The organism is Chryseobacterium sp. WLY505 (assembly GCF_030846215.1).
In the GTDB taxonomy this organism is placed as follows: Bacteria; Bacteroidota; Bacteroidia; order Flavobacteriales; family Weeksellaceae; genus Chryseobacterium.
On record NZ_JAVCWI010000003.1, the window covers coordinates 380,156 to 400,094 of the forward strand.

Below are 19,939 nucleotides of genomic sequence, written 5' to 3' on the forward strand. Positions count from 1 at the left end.
TTTTTAAAATTTATATCCTATTGATAATCTCCAGTTACGTGGAGCATTGTAGATCCATGCATATTCGCCGGCATCTCCTCTGTAACCACTGTACAATTTTCTGTTAAGGACATTATTCAGCATTAGATTGACATCAAATTTCTTAGCAACATAGGAAACCCCGAAGTTGGTATCAAAATAGTCCGGAAGGCTCTGATCTTTTGTAGCACTTACTCCATACCAGGATTGTCTTCCTCCCTGATACTGATAACCGGCTGAAATACCGAACCCTTTCATAAGACCATTTTCAAATCTATAGTTGATCCAGGTATTCTGAACATTTTTTGCATTCCCCGGAGACTGAATTCCAATTCTTGTAGGATCTGTGTCTTTAACGGTTTTTGCATCTGTATAAGCATAGTTGATGATAATATTCAACCCTTTGATGATTTCTCCTTTGATATCGGTTTCAAAACCTCTTGCTCTCTGCTCACCTGTAGCAACCTGGAAAGGCTGTCCTTCATTTTGTTCTTTAGGTCCCGCAACAAGAATATTTTGTCTTCGGATTTCGTATACTGCAAAAGTAGAGTTCCATTTTCCTCCGAACCAGTCTTTTTTCAATCCGAATTCAATATTCTGTCCTCTGAAAGGATCTGTAATTTTGGTTTTGTTAATTCCTATTCCGGATTGTGGTACGAAGGTTTTATCATAGATACCGTAAGCAGAGAAATTTTCATTAATAGAATAACTCACTCCAACTCTTGGTGTAAACTCACCAGCTGTATCAGGTACAATAGGAGTCCCTGGACTTAGATTAGGATATGCGGAATAAGTTTTACCGCTTGTATATCTTCCTGCTAATGTTAATCTCAATTTATTATTGAACATTTCAATCTGATCCTGAGCGTAATAAGAAGTATATTTTACGCCCTGATCGTTATAAAACGGAGCAGAAGTGTTTAATGTATAAAAATCAGAAGATGGAAGTTTTGAAGGATCTACCCCATAATTTACATTATAAATGTCAATTGGGAATAGTAAGGTTTCTTTGCCATCTACAATTTTTGAATAAGAAGAAAAGTCAGCAGTGTATTTTCTGTCTCCGTAATCAAATCCCGCGATTATTTTATGAACAATATTCCCTGTATTAAGTGTTCCTCTCACATAGGTCTGGAAAATATGATTTTTTCCTTTTGCCTGCCAGTTGCTTAATGTTCTGTTTAAAACATTTTTATTGGCTGAATCAAAAGTTCCCCACCATGAACCTCCGTCATAATTCAGGTCCATATAAGCATATTGAGTACTCCAAACCCAGTCTTTGAAAAGCTTCTGGTCTAAACTTAAGAATAAACTCTGATCCTTTACTTCAGTTTTCTTGAAGTTCGGGTCATTAAAATTGGTATGTACATTCAGTGAAGCGTATCCGTCGTTAGACATCAGATAAGCTCCAGGCTGATTGAATTTTAAGTATTGATAGTTATACTGAGCCGTAAATGTAGTCGTCTTTGTAGGTCTGAAAGTAATGGAAGGAGCAACAATGATTTTGCTTGTCTTATCATTTTCCACCCATGAATTGTTGGAGCTTCCCATCAAATTGATACGGTAGTCTAAAACCCCGTCTTTTACAAGAACTCCGTCAAGATCAGCTTCACCTCTGAAAAGATTATAGCTTCCCGTTGTGAAGCGCACACTGTTGGCAAACTTTCCTGTAGGCTTTTTAGTTACTACATTATAAAACCCGGCAGGATCTCCCATAGAACCCATAAATCCGGCAGGACCTTTTACGAACTCTATTCTGTCTATGATAGACGCATCAGGATTGATGGGTCCCCAGGTAGAAGAAACATTCATTCCGTTCATAAAAGTAGCAATACTGGCACCTCTCATGAATACATTGGAATATACATTATCCCAGTGTTCTACTTTTCTTGCTCCGCTTACGTTGCGGACAATTCCTTCGGACATATTCAGGGTTATCTGATCAGCAAGAACCTGCGAACTGACAGACTGTACATTCTGAGGAAGCTCAAGAATCGGAGTCTGGATTCTCAATGAACCTGAAACCTCATTCAGTTTGTACTTCTGATAATATCTTCCGTTAACAATTACTTCTTCAATATCATTGGATTTGATGGTGTCTTTTTTTTGCGCAGAAACCAACATTGTTGCCAGTGCGGAAGCACAGATCAGTACATTTTTCATGAAAGTCAAATTTTCTGCAAATATATTATTTTTAACTGTTCTAAATAAATAATGAGATTGATATTTATCATAAAATTATTATATACTGAATAACAAAAAACCGCTATGGCCAATGCCAGAGCGGTTTTTGTATGATTTTATTAAATTTTTCTTAAGCCGGAATTTCTCCTTTATATAAGAAAGAAATAATTTCTTTGTTTAATTTATCGATCATTTCACTGAATAAGTGGAAAGATTCCTGCTTGTAAATTACCAATGGATCTTTCTGCTCGTAAACAGCTCCTTGTGAAGATCTTCTTAGGTCGTCCATCTCACGAAGGTGAAGCTTCCAGTTTTCATCGATAATTGATAAAGTGATGTTCTTTTCAAAATCGTTCACTAAACTTTCACACTGAGTATCGTAAGCTTCTTTAAGATCAGCTACAATAGTCATTGTTTTGTGTCCGTCTGTGAAAGGAACCTGGATCATTTTGAACATTGAACCCTGATTTTGGTATACATTCTCAATGATTGGGAATGATTTTTCTTTCAATAGGTTCAGCTTCATTTTGTAGTCTTCCTGAGCTGCTTTGAATAAGATATTCGTCAGATCCTGAACATTTTTATTATTAAAATCACTTTGAGAAACCGGAGATTCCATGGTGAATGTTTTAATGATTTCGTATTCAAAATCTTTATAATTTCCTGAAGCTTTTCCTTTCGCAACGATAGAATTGGCAACATCGAAAATCATATTCGTGATATCATATTTCAAGTGGTCTCCGAATAGAGCATTCTTTCTTCTCTTATAGATTACGTCACGTTGTTTGTTCATTACGTCATCATACTCAAGAAGTCTCTTTCTTGTTCCGAAGTTATTTTCTTCCACTTTTTTCTGAGCTCTTTCAATAGACTTACTGATCATAGAGTGCTGAATTACTTCTCCTTCTTTATGACCCATTCTGTCCATCATTTTAGCAATTCTCTCAGAACCGAACAAACGCATTAAGTTATCTTCAAGAGATACATAGAACTGAGAACTTCCCGGATCTCCCTGACGTCCCGCTCTACCTCTTAACTGTCTGTCAACACGTCTGGAGTCGTGTCTTTCTGTACCGATGATCGCTAAACCTCCTGCATCTTTTACTTCTTTAGAAAGCTTAATATCGGTACCACGACCTGCCATGTTGGTTGCAATCGTTACAACTCCCGGCTGTCCTGCGCCAGCTACAATTTCTGCTTCCTTCTTGTGAAGCTTTGCATTCAATACCTGGTGTGGAATTTTTCTTAATTGAAGTGCTTTAGAAAGCAACTGAGAAATTTCAACAGAAGTAGTACCTACCAATACTGGTCTTTTCTGTGCTGTTAATTTTTCAATTTCTTCAATTACAGCATTATATTTTTCTCTGTTGGTTTTGAAAACCAAGTCCTGCTTGTCATGTCTTAAAATAGGACGGTTGGTTGGAATTACCACAACGTCTAATTTGTAGATTTCCCAAAGCTCTCCAGCTTCGGTTTCAGCAGTACCCGTCATCCCCGCAAGCTTGTTGTACATACGGAAATAGTTCTGAAGCGTGATGGTTGCAAAAGTTTGAGTAGCTGCCTCAATTTTTACATTCTCTTTCGCTTCGATCGCCTGGTGAAGACCATCAGAATAACGACGTCCCTCCATGATACGACCTGTCTGCTCATCAACGATTTTTACTTCACCGTCAATCACCACATACTCATCATCTTTTTCAAATAATGTGTATGCTTTCAATAGCTGGCTCATCGTGTGAACACGCTCAGATTTTTCAGCAAAATCAGAGAAAAGTCTTTCTTTTGCTTCAAACTCTTCTTCTTTAGAAAGGTTTTTAGCTTCTACTTCAGCAATCTCAGTTCCGATATCCGGAAGTACGAAGAAATTAGGATCAGAGTTACCCTGAGACATGTATTCAACACCTTTGTCTGTAAGGTCTACCTGATTGTTTTTCTCTTCGATAACGAAGTAAAGATCTTTATCTACAATCGGCATATCACGGTTGTTGTCCTGCATGTATTGCGCTTCAACTTTCTGAAGCAATGCTCTGTTTCCGCTTTCCGATAAGAATTTGATTAATTGTCTGTTTTTGGGAAGACCTCTGTAGGCCTGAAGTAATTTGAAACCTCCTTCTTTTGTATTTCCTGCAGCGATTAATTTTTTCGCTTCGTTGAAAATGGTAGAAACGGTTTTCTTTTGTACTTCAACAATTCTGTCGATAGAAGGCTTAAGAACATCAAACTCCTGTCTGTCTCCCTGAGGAACCGGCCCGGAAATGATCAATGGTGTTCTTGCGTCATCTACCAATACCGAGTCCACCTCATCCACGATAGCAAAGTTCAGTTCTCTTTGTACCAGTTCTGAAGGTGATGTCACCATGTTGTCTCTCAAATAATCGAAACCGAATTCGTTATTCGTTCCGTAAGTAATATCTGAGTTGTATGCTTTTCTTCTTCCGTCTGAGTTCGGCTGGTGGTTATCGATACAATCGATAGACATTCCGTGGAACTGATAAAGAGGCCCCATCCAGGCGGAGTCTCTTTTGGCAAGATAGTCGTTCACGGTTACAACGTGTACTCCTCTTTCCGGAAGTGAATTTAAATAAATAGGTAATGTTCCTACCAAAGTTTTACCTTCACCGGTTGCCATCTCGGCAATTTTACCACTGTGAAGAATAACCCCTCCGATAAACTGAACATCATAGTGGACCATATCCCAAACTACAGGAGTTCCGGCAGCGTCCCATGAGTTTTTCCAAACAGCTGTGTCTCCCTGAATACTAACAAAATCTTTTCCTGCAGCAGCCAGCTCTCTGTCCCAGTCACTTGCCGTTACTCGGATTTCTCCATTCTGAGCCCATCTTCTTGCCGTTTCTTTGATCAATGCAAAAGCTTCGGGAAGAACCTGAACCAGAACTTTTTCTTCAATTTCGTATGATTCTTTCTTTAAAGACTCAATTTTTGAGAAAAGAGCTTCTTTTTCATCAACATTGGTTGAATTTTTTATCTGCTCTTTTATCTGTTCTATTTGAGCTGTGATCTTGCTGGTTGCAGATTTTATATTCTCTTTAAACTCAGCAGTTTTTTGTCTCAACCCATCATCCGACAATTGTTGAATGTTAGGTTCTACAGCTCTGATTTTTGTTACAACTTTTTTTACTTCTTTTAGGTCCTGCGCTTTCTTGTCTCCCAAAAACCCTTTAAGAACTTTGTTTAAAAAACTCATAAATTTTTTGCTTTATGCTTAATGCAAAATGCTTTAAGCGTTTTAAATAACACTTATCGTGTAAATTAATATATAAAAAGGGCAAAAAAGCTCTAAGCACGCAGCCTAAAGCTTATCGCTTTATTAATATTCGTCCTCGTTCCAAAGGAAATCCTCGTCAGTAGGATAGTCACTCCATACCTCTTCGATAGATTCATAAATTTCTCCTTCATCTTCAATAGCCTGAAGGTTTTCTACTACTTCCATAGGTGCACCAGTTCTGATTGCGTAGTCGATAAGCTCTGCTTTTGTCATTGGCCAAGGTGCGTCACTTAAATATGAAGCTAATTCTAATGTCCAGTACATAATTTTCTAATTTTTTGCAAAAGTATAAAAATAGGTTGTATAATAAACTTTTTTATACTTGATTTTCAATTCTTTTTATAATTTTTTCTAATAAATGACTGTCACAAACCGACTGGCAGCTGTGTCAGCAATTTACTTATTGTCGTTTTCTCAAAAACCATTCCACAAATTTTTTTATGCCATTTTGGAAGTTTGTGGCCGGTTTATACCCTATTAAATCCTGTGCTTTGGTAATATCGGCATTTGTTTTTGTGACATCTCCCGGCTGCATTGGCAGAATTTTTTTGATGGCAGTTTGTCCAAGTGCTGTTTCTATAGTTTTCACCATCTCAGATAAAGTGATTACCTGGTTTTCACCGAGATTCACGATTTCATAAACTCCGGAATGGTGCTCCAGATACAGGATAGACTTGGTAATTCCATCTATAATATCATCTATATAAGTATAGTCTCTGGCTGTGTTCCCATCGCCATAGAAAGGAATTTCCTGATTCTCCGAAATAAGCTTCGTAAACTTGTGTATAGCAAGGTCAGGTCTCTGTCTCGGTCCATATACTGTAAAGAACCTGAGCTGGATCATATCTATATGATAGAGATTATGGTAAACGTGTCCTATAACCTCTCCACTTTTCTTGGTTGCCGCATAAGGTGAGATAGGATTGTCTACATTGTCCGTTTCAGCAAAAGGAATTTTTTCATTATTTCCATAAACACTTGAAGAGGATGCACAAATGAATTTTTTAATAGTAAAATCCTTACACAGTTCCCAAAGATTCATAGTACCGCGTACATTTACTTCTTCGTACTCCAGAGGACGTTCAATAGAGGGCCGTACACCAGCAAGTGCTGCCAGATGAATCACCATATCAATATGATGATTCTTAAAGATGTTTTCAAGACCTTTTTTATCACGGATATCCTGCCAATAGAGGGAATATTGGTCAGAATGAGTGAGGGAAACCAAACGCGGAATATCTGTCTCTTTATCTGAGAATTCAAAATCCGAATTTTTACCGATTGACTCTAAAGTATTTTTAATTTTTACCTTATAGTCATAGAAATCATCAAAATTGTCAATGTTTATGACAGAATGTCCATTTCTTAATAATCGTTCAACTAAATGGGAACCGATGAACCCACTACCGCCTGTTACAAGATAAACCATTTGTATTTTTTATTAGCACAAAAATATAAATTTTACTTTTGAAAAATATAATCATTAAATTTACTTAAAAAAGTAATATAAATATAATATGCAGTTTCAAGGGCAAATTTTAAAGATGACAAGCTATGATGCTAAGCCAATCCAATACTATCTCAATCTTTCCGGAGATCTGATCCACATGAATGAGCTGTTTGGAAAGGAGTTAAGTATAAAACATACAGGCTTTCAGTGTGTAAATTGTGGTGAAAATAAACCGATTTATAGAATGGGATTCTGCAAAAACTGTTTTTTTGAAAGCCCTTATGCAAGCGATACCATTATCCGCCCGGAACTTTCTACAGCACATTTAGGAGTTGCAGAGCGAGATCTTGAAGTTGAAAAACAAATTCAGCTACAGCCACACACTGTTTATCTGGCTTACACCGGAGATGTAAAAGTTGGAGTAACCAGAAATACACAGATTCCTACACGATGGATTGATCAGGGGGCAACTTTTGCATTGCCCATCGCAAGAACAGAGAACCGCTATGAAGCAGGAATGATAGAGGTCGCATTGAAAGAACATCTGGCGGATAAAACCAACTGGAGAAAGATGCTGCAGGATGATTTTGAAGGAGAAGTAGATCTCGCTGATTTCCGACAAAAGATAAAAGAATATTTTCCAAACGACTTCCAGAAATTTTATAGTGAAGGTGAAGAACTGTGGATGTTTGATTATCCTTTTGAAAAACCGGAAAAAGTTTCGTCATTTACATTAGATAAAAAACCGGAATTTACCGGAAGGCTTACAGGTATTAAAGGTCAGTATCTCGGGTTCGATGGGGGGAATTTCATCAATGTGAGAGGGCATGAAGGGTACGTAATAGAACTGGGAATAAAAAGTTAAACATAAATCTTAGCTTAGAATATCTGATATTCTAAGCTAAGATTTTATCGGATATAATGATTAACCCTGTATTTTTCCCGGAATTTTTTGTAGTTCACTTTAGATATTTATCCTGAAACAGACATGTTGATTACTCTCCTCAATAGCAGAATTAATAAAACTCAATTTCTGAATTTCATGGCCTGTATTACTAAATGGATATCATCATTGTACTTTAATAACTGGTGCTTACTCCTAATGAAAAACCGGCACTTTCCGGAACAAATCTGCAAACGCCACCAACACAAAGCAGCCCGCCTCTCTGTCTGCCATAAGAAGCCTGAATTCTTGTAGCATTTTTTCGAAATACCAGCCCACCGGTATAATAATGCATTTGTTTTTCCTTGTCGGAATTTCCGTAATTATAAAGATCGTTTGCAAAAACCGACCAGTTTTTGTTGAAATTATATTCAAAAAGACCAGCTGCCCAATTTCCATGGTAGCCGTTTGCCCACTGGTGCTGCAGTTCTAGTTTCATGGAGCTTTTGGAAAACCTGTAAATATTATCCAGAACGATGGTTTGTGCTTTTACCTCGCCGCTTGTTTCTTCAACTCTTTGGGTGTTGTAGTACTGATTGATAAGTACCAATCCTATTTTCCATTTGTCTTTCAGTCTGGTTCTGATATCAAGGCTTTGATCTGCATAATACTTTTCTCCTAATGCAAGAAAATCAGTTTTATAGTCCCGAATATCATTGATGTACGATCTGTATGTTCCTTTTAATCCATACCAGTTTGAAATATTCAGAGAGAGATCTGTACCGTATTTTCCACCCAGTAATGTTCCTTTTTTGATTTTATAGAAAATATCAAATTGAGAACCTATTTCTCCGGACTTCTTTTGAGGAAGGAATGATAGCCTTGGCTGTGCCTGATATACATAAATATTGGCCAGGCTATAATCATATTGTTTGGTGAGCGAAGGAATGTAATTCAGGACGGAATTATGGTAAATATTTCCGATTTGATCCCGTTGCGAATAAAAATTAAAATTTTCCAGCCTTCTTAGCCCCGCAATAATCCCAAAACGGTCTGTGGCATAAGAAAGATTTAGCAGGAAAGCATTGCCGGAAAATATATTATTCGGATCCAGTACATTGATTTGCTTAATGTTGTCTTTGGTTTTATAAAGATATTCGAGTTCCATTGCTAGTTTCGAATATTCCATTTTAATTCTGGATGAATAAATACTGACATCTTTAGGGAATATGGTATTGTCCTTATTGTCTTCATATTTATTGACATAGCTGAATCCTATACTTGTGGAAAGATCCTTTACCTTTATCATATTATCCAGTTTCAGTTCTGCATCCAGTCCCATAATCAATCCTTTAGATAGATCAAACCCTAATCTCTGCTTTCCTAATAGGGCTTTTAAAGTGATGGTTTGGCTGGGGTCCGTATATTTTATTTTACCTCCCAACAAAGAATTAGCAATCCCTAGCTGTTTATCTTCCCATACCCGCAAAGCTAAACCACTTCCGAATTGCTCATAAAAATGCCCCAACGAAGCATCAATTCCTGCTTTTTCATTATTGTAGCTGATAAAGTAAGTTCCAAGATTGGTTTTATTCAGCACAGGAGAGTAATTAAGCAAAGCCTTAGGTTCATAAGATTCAAGCTGCGCTCCAACTGTGAATTTGTTCAGTTTGTAGCTGACATTCAGATAATTGTTTGATCTGAATCTTTGATCTTTTTCAGTTTCAGAGAGTTTTACCTTACTGTCATCTACATAGTATTGCGAATTGGATTCCAGATTTACAGAGAGTTGACTGAAAAGATTAACACTTGCCAGTAAAGCAGCACCATAAAATAATTTCTTTTGCATAATTAATTGCCGGTATTGTATTCTTTAATCTTCTTTATCAGTTCATCCTCATCCCCGGGAGAATAACCTATGTGTGAATATACCACCTTGCCCTTATGAATAATGATGACGTGGGGGATACTATTGATATTTAAAGCTCTCTTAAGGGTTTGATTAGAGTCCAACAATACGGTGTATGGCCATCCTTTGCTTTTAACAAGTGTTTTTACTTTTGAAACTGTGCGGGCATCATCTGTAGCAGCTGCCAATAAGGTAAATTGGCTTTCCTTGTGCCAATCCTCGTATTTGTCATTAATGGCAGTAAGCTCCTCCATACACGGAAGGCACCAGGTAGCCCAAAAACTAACAACAACAGGATGGGAAGAATCTATTTTGGAAAAATTAATTCTGTCACCGGACAATGTGTTTACTGAAACATTGGGGAGATCCTGAGCGTAACAAAAACTTACATAAAGAAATAAAAAGCCAGATAAGATTACTTTCAACATGATATTATTTTTAATAATTAAACATCTATTTTATTTGCTAATATATAATAAATTGTGTAATTTCAATGCGAATTATTTATTGTTTTATCTAATATATTGATTTTATCAAAATATGAAAGTTGAAATTTTAAATTGATTTATTAACATCACATATGTAAAGCCTCATTTTTTTAAAAAACACATTAAAAAATTCAAATTAAAATGAAAAAAAAGTTATTATTTCAAAATTGTGTGATTTTATTTTTTTTGTTACTGGCTTCCTGTAAGGGATCTATGAGTGACGAAGGAGATAATGTAGTTACCTATCTTACGGTTTCTTCAGAAGGAGGTAACGAGAAATTGTTGGGCAAAACCTTTACTTTCAAAGTAAAAGATAATCTCAATAATGACATTACTGCAGAAAGTGAGATTTTTGTTAATGACCACCCAATCAATGGAAATGTCTATACTCCTGCAGAGAAAGGTGTTTATACCGTTCGGGCTGCCTATAAAAACCTTCCGGTAAACCCTATTTCAGTAAATGCTGTTATCAATGACGGGGTTAATTTTAAGCACAGAATTCTATACGAAGACTTTACCGGTACCTGGTGTGGAAACTGTACCCGTGCAGGGGCCAGAGCAAAAAATCTGAAATTACAGACTGATGATGGTTTCGTCTTTATCGGGATTCATGGCCCGAGCGGTCAGGATCCGTGGTCGAATACCGTAAGTACTGAAGTAGAGCAGTTTAAAAATGTAACCGGGGTAGATCTGGGCTGGCCCACAATGTTCATTAACAGAAATACGATGTGGGATGATACTGAGAATTATACAGATATGTCATTGCCATTGTCTCAGTTAAAAGCATTCAGTAAAATAGGAATAAAAATAGGCTCTGCTGTTTCGGGCAATACGTTGAATATCGATGCCCGGATTTCGTTTGCCCAAAGTTTTTCAGGACTTAAAATGGCCGCATTTATTGTAGAGGATGAACTGGTAGGTAAACAGAAAAACTATGTTCCTGCTTTAGGAGCTCCTATCATTTATGATTATGTACACCACAATGTTTTACGGAATAAATTGACCTCATCAGTGGCAGGGGAAAATATTCCAGGCTCCCAGACAGAAATTTCCAACGAATACTCAAGAACATTTCAATACTCTATTCCTTCAGATTACAACCGTGATCATCTTAAAATTATTGTGATGGTAATGGATGGTAATGGAACCGTATTGAATGTGAGAGAAGAAAAGATAGGGATAACCAACACCTATGAATTTTTATAAAACTTATTATATACTAAACTTAAATTTTAAAACAAATGAAAAAGATTTTATTTACGATGTGTATCCTGATATTCGGGATACACTACTCACAGACTTATTACAGTCAGGATTTTAATACTACAGGGCTCAACGGATGGGTGAGTACTGATATTGACGGTGATGGGAAACAATGGATTAATGCAAATGCTTCCAGTATAAATGCAGGGTTTGGAAACGGATCTCTTGTTTCTTATTCTTATGATGATAGTAATAATATAGCTCTTACTCCAAATAATTTGATTACCTCACCAATTATTGACTTAAGTTCTGTTACTGCTTCTAATGCTTATCTGGTTTATAATTTGGCAACTCATTCTAATTATCCAAACGAAAAATATTCTGTATATGTTACGACAACCAACGTTTCAGGAGCTATTACTGCTTCCACCCCTGTGTATACAGAAACTGTGGCAGCAGGTGGCTTTCAAAGCAGAGTGATCAATGTAAGTCCCTTTATTGGGCAGCAAGTTTATATTTCTTTCAGACATTATGACTGTACAGATCAATATTATCTCATTTTGGATAATATAAAAGTCAAAAGTCTTGCAGATTATGATGTAGCCCTTACAAATTTATCTTTAAATCGATATGGAGTAATCAATACGGATTATTTTATCAAAACAACTGTAAAAAATAATGGACTACAAAGTATTAATAACGTCACCCTTAACTGGAATGATGGGACAGATCATTCCGCAGTAATAGCATTAGCAACACCTTTAGATGCAGGGCAGGAAAAAGTAATTACGCATTCGGTTGCTGTAAATTATCCTACAGTCGTCAATAAAAATATAGCAGTATCTATCACCGGAGTCAACGGAGCAGCGGATGCTACTCCTGCAGACAATACACTTTCAGTCCCATTTAATAGTGTCAGCCAGAATTCGCCTAAAAAAGTAGTAATTGAAGAAGGTACGGGAACATGGTGTGGCTGGTGTCCGCGAGGAGCAGTAGGAATGCATAATGCAGAAACCAGTTTTCCTAATGATTTCATAGGAATTGCTGTACACAACAGCGATCCCATGATGTTGGCTGAATATAATACGGGAGCAAACTTTAATAGCTTTCCTGGCATGAATGTGGACAGAAGTCTTCTCAGACAAAGTGTTGGTCCTGATTTTTCTGAGTTTATTAATGACAGAAAACCAATGATTGTTCCGGCTGCATTAAATGCAACAGCTTCTTTAGCAGGAAGAACTTTAACATTCAATGCATCTGCTGTTTTCAGAACCAATTTTACAAATGCTAACTTCAGATTAGCGGCAGTAGTTGTAGAAAATGAAGTAAAAGGAACAACTTCGGGATACAATCAGAAAAACTATTATGCCGGAGGAGGAGCCGGACCTATGGACGGATATGAAAGTAAGCCTAATCCTATACCAGCTGCCGATATGGTGTATGATCATGTAGGCAGAATGCTGTTGGGAGGATATGCCGGGCAAGCTGGATCTATACCTGCTTCAATAACTGACGGACAGGTTGTAAACTACACATTTACAGCAAATATTCCAACCGCTTATAATCTGGATAAAATAAAAGTTGTTTTGCTTTTATTGGATGGTATAACCGGCGAAATAGTGAATGCGGCAGGACCATTTGCCATAAACGGGACATTAGGCGTTCATGCTGCTGAAAAGACAGATAACGAACATACATTATACCCTAATCCTGCAAAAGACTATTTTAAAATTAACGGAAAAGGAAAAGTAAACATTAAAATTCTTGATGTTACGGGAAGAATAATTCTTGAAAAAGAAGATGTAGAGCCTAATACTCCAATTTCTGTACACGATTTAGTAAAAGGAACTTATCTGGTTTCCATTAAAGAAAAAGATACGGAACCAGTTACTAAAAAGTTAATTATTAAGTAATTTCTCACAATCCGGGAAGCTTGCGATATAGCTTCCCGGTTTTATAAATTAAAAATTATGAAAAATATTAATTACATTATATTTCTGTCTGTTTTTATCTCTTTTTATGGGAAAGCGCAGCTTGCTTTGGCAAAAGAAGACGGGACACCAATAAATGACGGAAGCGTTATTACTTATAACAGCGTGGATGAAAATCTGGCAACCTTACACTATAAAATTAAAAACAACTCTGCTGTTCCTATTAATGTTCGTGCAAAGGTTATGAATATTATTAATGCCGACGGAAGTAGTTTTCAATTCTGTTACCAGAATACATGCCTGCCATTTATAATTTTAGGAGCAGTTTATCCAGGAAATTCCAAACCTGCAATCAGTATTCCCGCAAATTCTGAAGTTTCAAGTGGGTATACGATGTGGAATTCTGATACCGGCTCCGGAACATTCCCAATTGACTATATGATAAAATATTATATGGTGGATGGCTTTAATAATGAATACGGGACGCCGGTAACACTAACTTACAGGTATAATCCAAATGCCACATTGGCAGCAATGGATGTGAAAAAAAATACAGCATCTTTTGCTGAAATCCCTGTCACTCGTGTCAGATCTGTAATCCATATCATTTCCAGCGAGAATATATCTTATATTGTGTACACCATGGAGGGAAGGATTGCTTCTGAAGGATACATCACAAAGGGAAAAGGTGCAATAGAGGTGTCCTCACTTGCGTCTGGAAATTATGTTGTTTTCCTGAAAAATAATAAGGGAGAACTCTTTTCGAAAAAAATAATCAAAGAATGATATCATAATCTGAAATAAAAATTTTTTTTCATAAGGAAAAGACTGTCTCCAACGGGGCGGTCTTTTGCTATTTTGAGATTCAGGAGTATTCTGCTCATCTTAAAAAAGTAATGGATTATATTGATTTTAATATTACTACATATAGTAGAGTAAAATTTACACTTATTAATCTTATATTTAAACTTATATTTAGCAAAATCACGATATGAAAAGATGGATTAAAAAGTTACTTATGGTTTGCGGAATTCTGGCAGTAATTCTTCTTGCTGCGAATTTCGGGCTAAATATCTGGCTTAAGACCCAGCTTCCGGACTATATAAAAAAGAATACTGCTTATAAAGTTTCCTATAAAACCCTTGATGTAGATCTGGGAACCGGAAATATCTTTGCAACAGGAATCTCAGTTAACAGTAAAGATCCGCAAAATACAGATGTTATTGGGCTGCAGGGAACTATTGATACCTTGAAAATAAGCCGTTTCGGAATTTATGATGCTGTTTTTAATAAAAGAATCAGCTCGTCAGATCTGCTGCTGGCAAAACCTGTTTTAAATGTCATTCTGGCAAAGCCTATTGATCGAAAAACCGGAAAGAAAAGAAATCCGGTTTTATTTGAAAATATCAGGATCAACGAAGGTAAAATTTCTGTTTTCAGACATACCAAACAGAAATTTCTATCTGTGCAGCAATTGGATCTGTTTGTAGAAAATTTGCAGATGACAGAAGAGTCTGTAGAAAATAAACTGCCCGTTGTTTTTGACAAATACAGCATCAAAGGAGAAAAGTTCTTTTTCCGTCCGGATAAAATATATGCCATTACCATTAGTAGTATCAATACAAGTAATGGACAGATGGCTGTTGAGAATTTCAGACTGACTCCGCTGCTCTCTTTTGCTCAGTTTAAAAAGTTTTATCCTGAAAAAACTCAGTTATTTGAATTTGCAGTGCCCAAAATGGATTTTACGGATGTTATTTTAAACCAAAATAAAGTTTCACTCAACAATGCAGGCTTCCAAAACCCTGTTCTGAAAATTTATAACACGGGTGTAAAAGCTAAAAAGGCTGAAAAAAAATCAAATTTTGAGGTAGATTTAAAAAATATAAAGCTGAATAATGCCATAGTAAACGTTACAAAACAGGATGGAAATAATCTTCTGTCTGTAGCGGGCCTTACGGTAAATATCAATCAGCTGATGTTTAATAAAGAAACATCTGAACAGGTTATTCCAATAGGATATAAAGACTTTACTATTGCAGGAAGGAATATTGAATACTCCAACAGCCAGAATATTACAATAAGAAGCTTGGCATTGAAACCTGCAAATGGTGAAATATGGGACGTTGTATTGACGCCGGGGCATCCTGCAACTGGAAAAGCTGCAGCGGTGCTAAAAACAAACCATATTGCTTTTAATATCAATAAACTGGAATTCGTTGATAAAAAAATAAATCTTGATCTTAAAGATCTTCTTGTAGAAAATGTAAACGGAACTTTTAAAGCGGGTGAAAAAAGCACCGATAAATCTGCAAAGCCGAATATTATTAATTCGGTTATCATAAGAAAAACATCCTTAAAAAATTCAAATATTACTTATGACAAAGGAAAGCAGCCTTTAACATTCCATGATCTTAATGCCACTGTAAATAATATTGAATTATCACCTAAGCCTAATCAGCCGGGCCTGTCCTTCAAAGTGAAAGATTATTATATTACCACCAGAAACTTTGCGTATAAAACAGAATTTTACAACATGAGTCTGGGACTTCTGAAGCTGAATAAAAATAAAGTGCAGATTAATAATTTCGCCATGAAACCTCTCGTTTCAAGAGCCCAATTTATCAAAATGATACCTGTTGAGAGAGATCTCTACGATTTAAAAGCCGGACAAATTAGCGCAGAAGGAGAGTGGGATCTGTTTTCTCACAACAAAATGGTAAACGCTTCGCAGGTAGACATTGAGTCTGCAAATGCCAATATTTTCAGAAGTAAAATTCCTAAAGACGACCCAAAAATAAAAGCATTATATTCTAAAATGCTGCGTTCTATTAAAATTCCAATGACAGTTCATAACCTTGATCTCAAAAATTCTGTCCTGGTATACGAAGAAGATACTCCGGAAAGTATGGGCCCCGGAAAACTGACCTTCAGTAATTTTAATATGAATGTTAAAAATCTGAACTCTGCCAAAATAAAAGGAAAACCCACAAAAGTGGACATTAAAATCAATTGTTCTTTCATGAACCTCTCACCACTTTCTGTCAACTGGAACTTTGATGTAGCCGATCAGAATGATAGATTTGCGATCTCCGGAAAAACGTCCAATCTTCCTGCAAGCGGAATTAATCCCTTTATCAGGCCTTATCTTCATGTGACAGCTACTGCAGGAACTATTCAGGAAATGCTTTTTAGCTTTAAAGGAAACCCTGCCGGATTACACGGCACCTTTAATCTTAAACATAAAGACTTAAAAATTGCCGTATTAAATAAGAATAACCATGAGAAAAAAGGGTTTCTGACTGCAGTTGCCAATATTTTTCTGAAATCAGACTCAGGAAGCTTTCCGGAAGCTGTTACGGTGGAAAATGTGGAACGTGATCCTACAAAGTCTTTCTTTAATCTCTTCTGGAGAGGAATAGAACAGGGATTAAAGAAAACCCTGATTGGTAAAAATGTAGAAAAGACAGAGAAAAAGGTGAAAGAGGCGGTTTCTTCCGTGAAAGATATGAAGCAGTCGGTAAAAGAAATAAAACAGGAAATAAAAAATAAAAAAGAAACTCCCCAACCGGAAGTAGAGAAAAAAGAAAAGAAAGGCTTCCTGAATAATATTTTCAAGAAAAAGGAAAAGGCTGAAGAATAATTCTTTAAACCATTACGTCTGCTTATCCATTGCCCATTAAAAGAAGAAGCAATATTGTAATAAAACGAACTTAATGGTTTAAAAAATCAATATACAAAAGATGAATTTTCTAGAAATTGAATTCATCACTTTCCAAAATAGGAATATCCCTTAAAAATTTATCGAACTCTTCTCCAGGATAATTGCTGTCCGCTCCGTAAGAATCTATAATCATTCCACGATTTCCTGCATTATCCTTGATTACGTAAAGCACTGCATTATCATCAGGATTGCTGTCTCCTTCGAAACGATAGGTTTTTAAAATCACCAGTTCAGAGGGTTGATACACCTTGTCAGAATTTTCAAACTTCATTTCACATTTTTCATTCATTCTGAACTCCCTGTGTATTCCTCTTTCAGAGAGAGTTTTCATTACTTGGCTCAAGGTCGTCATTCTGTCTATGTTTTCTGGATTTTCCATAATAATATTTTTATTTTTAAGTACAATAATTAAACCATTGCAGACTTTAAATATAAGAAAAATAGCGGATTGCAATTTTCCTAAAAATAAAGTTTAATGTTAACAAAATTTATAATTAAAAAAAATAAAATAGGTATGCTTTTTGCAATGGTATCAATAATAAATCAGAGAAATATGAAAAAAGAAGTTGGAGTTTTACTGGCAGGGGGAGTTGGTCTTTTGGCAGTATTAAGTTTAATAAGCATTAAAAAAATTTTGACTAAAAAAGATAAAAAATATAGTGATTCCTATTCGGACTATCACAGACACTTTGATGAAAAAAATAATGATGATGAAACTCATGGAGTAGAATTATTCGCGCTGAAGTAGTAAAAAAATATATTTAATTATGTTTAAATCCAACGCTTTTGAAAGTGTTGGATTTTTTTGTGGAAAACTTTAATGTTAAAACTCATTATTTTATAAAAATTCCATTCTAATTTTACACCGGAATGCAAAACGAAAATTTCATAAAAGGTCAGGGAGCTCAGCGGAACGTTGTCAATCGTTTCGACAGGTATACCTATGAACCTGAAGATGAAGATTTCGAAACGGTAAAGACTTCTTTTACAGAAGTGTTTCCCAAAACCATTGTCAATCAGGTTAAAAGCGAAGATCTTCCAATGGAATATTCCATGAATCCCTACCAGGGATGCGAACATGGCTGCTCTTACTGCTTTGCAAGACCTACCCACGAGTACTGGGGTTATAGCGCCGGGATTGACTTTGAAAGAAAAATCATGGTAAAGAAAAATGCTCCCGAATTACTGGAGAAATTTTTTCAAAAAAGAGGCTATAAAGCTGCCCCGATTCTATTGTCCGGAAATACCGACTGCTATCAGCCGGCCGAAAGACAATTTGAAATTACCAGAAAATTACTGCAGCTCTGTCTGGATTACAGGCATCCTGTCAATATTCTGACAAAAAATGCATTGGTGCTGAGAGATCTCGATATTTTAAAACCCATGGCAGAACAAAATCTGGTGTCAGTCTCTCTAAGTATTCCGACAATCAATGAAGAATTGAGGCGCAGGATGGAGCCGAGAACAAGTTCCGCAAAAAATAAATTAAAAGCTGTGGAAATTCTTTCAGAAAATAATATTCCTGTGCATGTAATGGTAGCTCCCATTATTCCCGGGCTCAACAGTGATGAACCATTGAATATATTAAAAGCCATTTCCAATGCAGGAGCCTTAGGATTCGGATATACCTTGGTGCGGTTAAATGATACCGTTGAACCTGTTTTTGTGAACTGGATTGAAACCCATTTTCCGGATAGGGCACAAAAAGTTTTAAACCTTATCCGCTCCATGCGGGGTGGAAAACTGGGTGATAAAAGATATTTTGAAAGACAACAGGGAGAGGGGAATATTGCAGAAATGATTCACACCACCTTTAAGATCGGCAAAAAGAAGTTTTTTGAAGGCAAAGAGTTTCCAAAGCTTTCAGCAGCAAATTTTACAGGAACTCGCGATCAGCAGCTACGGTTATTTGATTAAGCTTACCTTATATATAGTATAATATATACAGCATAAAATAGAGTTTACCTCTTTATTCTTCTTCCCGCACTCTCAAACCCTTTTATCCACCCACCCCCAAACTTTATTACTCTCCAACCCTCCAATTCTCAAACTCTCCAACCCAATAATCAGGAGCTTTATCCTGCTATCCATTCATACTCCTCGCGCCCACCCACCCTCCCACCCAAGCTGCGGGGTAACCATTACTATCAGGGCTAGGGGAGGAGGAGTTATAAATTATAAATTATAAATTATGAATGATGAATGATGAATGATGAATGATGAGGTTCGGGTTATTGAGTTTCGGGTTTCGAGGTATAAAAGGAACATTGGAGTTCTATGGAAACAGGGTATTGAGTACAAATCTCTATTCCTATTGTGTCATTCCGCAGGAATCCCAACTTCTTTACAAGAGTCTTAAAGGAATTAAAATAACAGTATAATGTCTAAGGCCTTTTAGCAGTTAGTATTAGCCGTGTCATGCTGAGCTGAGTCGAAGCATTGTAATTAATTATCGTATACGAGTTAAATCTTATCACTCTATATTATATATAAATATATTCTTTAGCATTTCCCATTCTTCCCATTCTATATATAATATAAAAGCAAACATCTTCTCTGTGTCAATCTGCGAGATCTGTGGGCAATCATCACCCCAAACCCCGCATCCCGCACCCCGAATCATCCCTTTTCACCCTCTCCAACGCTCAAACTCTCCAACCCTCCCACGCTCTCACCCCATCCTCCAAACAAATGTTTAAAATTTTTCACCCTGCCTTCCAGTTGATTAGGGTAAAATCCGCTCCGAATATGAAATTTATGTTAAATAAACTTGCGTAGAGTATATGAAGTTTCTATCTTTGCCCCACTGAAAAACGAAAGACATTCAGTAGCGCAGAAGAGCCTTTAGATAGGCATAAACAAT

General features: G+C 36.4%; 14 protein-coding genes. 7 read left to right on the forward strand and 7 right to left on the reverse strand.

Going from position 1 to position 19,939, the window contains the following annotated elements; all coding sequences use genetic code 11:
• Window positions 1-3: 3 nt before the first annotated feature.
• The 4 genes from RAH34_RS10240 to RAH34_RS10255 all read right to left on the reverse strand — a co-directional run bounded on the left by RAH34_RS10240 (window position 4) and on the right by RAH34_RS10255 (window position 6,917).
• On the reverse strand, window positions 4-2,181 hold the full coding sequence (locus tag RAH34_RS10240) for a TonB-dependent siderophore receptor (protein ID WP_306596054.1): 2,178 nt from the start codon (window positions 2,179-2,181) through the stop codon (window positions 4-6).
• 151 nt (window positions 2,182-2,332) lie between these two features.
• The gene (gene secA / locus RAH34_RS10245; RefSeq protein ID WP_114819532.1) at window positions 2,333-5,407 is read right to left on the reverse strand and encodes a preprotein translocase subunit SecA; all 3,075 of its coding nucleotides are present in this window, start codon (window positions 5,405-5,407) and stop codon (window positions 2,333-2,335) included.
• 123 nt (window positions 5,408-5,530) lie between these two features.
• Window positions 5,531-5,752 (reverse strand): DUF2795 domain-containing protein, encoded by a 222-nt coding sequence (locus RAH34_RS10250; RefSeq protein WP_002662059.1) that lies wholly within the window; start codon window positions 5,750-5,752, stop codon window positions 5,531-5,533.
• A gap of 136 nt (window positions 5,753-5,888) precedes the next feature.
• The gene (locus RAH34_RS10255; RefSeq protein ID WP_306596055.1) at window positions 5,889-6,917 is read right to left on the reverse strand and encodes a GDP-mannose 4,6-dehydratase; all 1,029 of its coding nucleotides are present in this window, start codon (window positions 6,915-6,917) and stop codon (window positions 5,889-5,891) included.
• An 88-nt stretch (window positions 6,918-7,005) separates the two neighbouring features.
• Between RAH34_RS10255 and RAH34_RS10260 the strand changes: the two genes are divergently transcribed.
• Entirely contained in the window at window positions 7,006-7,803 is a 798-nt protein-coding gene (locus RAH34_RS10260; protein ID WP_114819530.1) for a DUF2797 domain-containing protein, read from the forward strand.
• Between the two features lie 214 nt (window positions 7,804-8,017).
• Here RAH34_RS10260 and RAH34_RS10265 read toward each other — a convergent pair whose 3' ends face one another.
• Window positions 8,018-9,670, reverse strand: a complete 1,653-nt coding sequence (locus tag RAH34_RS10265; RefSeq protein WP_306596056.1) for a DUF6029 family protein — start codon at window positions 9,668-9,670, stop codon at window positions 8,018-8,020.
• A 2-nt stretch (window positions 9,671-9,672) separates the two neighbouring features.
• The gene (locus RAH34_RS10270; protein WP_306596057.1) at window positions 9,673-10,158 is read right to left on the reverse strand and encodes a TlpA disulfide reductase family protein; all 486 of its coding nucleotides are present in this window, start codon (window positions 10,156-10,158) and stop codon (window positions 9,673-9,675) included.
• A 201-nt stretch (window positions 10,159-10,359) separates the two neighbouring features.
• Here RAH34_RS10270 and RAH34_RS10275 point away from each other — a divergent pair, with 201 nt between their 5' ends.
• The 4 genes from RAH34_RS10275 (at window position 10,360) to RAH34_RS10290 (ending at window position 16,995) form a co-directional block, all read left to right on the forward strand.
• Complete coding sequence (locus tag RAH34_RS10275) at window positions 10,360-11,424, forward strand: Omp28-related outer membrane protein (RefSeq protein WP_306596058.1); 1,065 nt, start codon at window positions 10,360-10,362, stop codon at window positions 11,422-11,424.
• A gap of 35 nt (window positions 11,425-11,459) precedes the next feature.
• Window positions 11,460-13,334 (forward strand): T9SS-dependent choice-of-anchor J family protein, encoded by a 1,875-nt coding sequence (locus tag RAH34_RS10280; protein WP_114819526.1) that lies wholly within the window; start codon window positions 11,460-11,462, stop codon window positions 13,332-13,334.
• A gap of 57 nt (window positions 13,335-13,391) precedes the next feature.
• Window positions 13,392-14,138, forward strand: a complete 747-nt coding sequence (locus tag RAH34_RS10285; RefSeq protein ID WP_306596059.1) for a T9SS type A sorting domain-containing protein — start codon at window positions 13,392-13,394, stop codon at window positions 14,136-14,138.
• A 205-nt stretch (window positions 14,139-14,343) separates the two neighbouring features.
• Entirely contained in the window at window positions 14,344-16,995 is a 2,652-nt protein-coding gene (locus RAH34_RS10290) for a hypothetical protein (RefSeq protein ID WP_306596060.1), read from the forward strand.
• Between the two features lie 109 nt (window positions 16,996-17,104).
• Here RAH34_RS10290 and RAH34_RS10295 read toward each other — a convergent pair whose 3' ends face one another.
• A complete protein-coding gene (locus RAH34_RS10295; protein ID WP_114819523.1) occupies window positions 17,105-17,455 on the reverse strand; it encodes a hypothetical protein in 351 nt (116 codons plus the stop codon).
• Between the two features lie 96 nt (window positions 17,456-17,551).
• Between RAH34_RS10295 and RAH34_RS10300 the strand changes: the two genes are divergently transcribed.
• Window positions 17,552-17,824 (forward strand): hypothetical protein, encoded by a 273-nt coding sequence (locus RAH34_RS10300; protein WP_228411915.1) that lies wholly within the window; start codon window positions 17,552-17,554, stop codon window positions 17,822-17,824.
• A 122-nt stretch (window positions 17,825-17,946) separates the two neighbouring features.
• Complete coding sequence (locus RAH34_RS10305) at window positions 17,947-18,993, forward strand: PA0069 family radical SAM protein (RefSeq protein ID WP_306596061.1); 1,047 nt, start codon at window positions 17,947-17,949, stop codon at window positions 18,991-18,993.
• The last annotated feature ends 946 nt before the right edge of the window (window positions 18,994-19,939 follow it).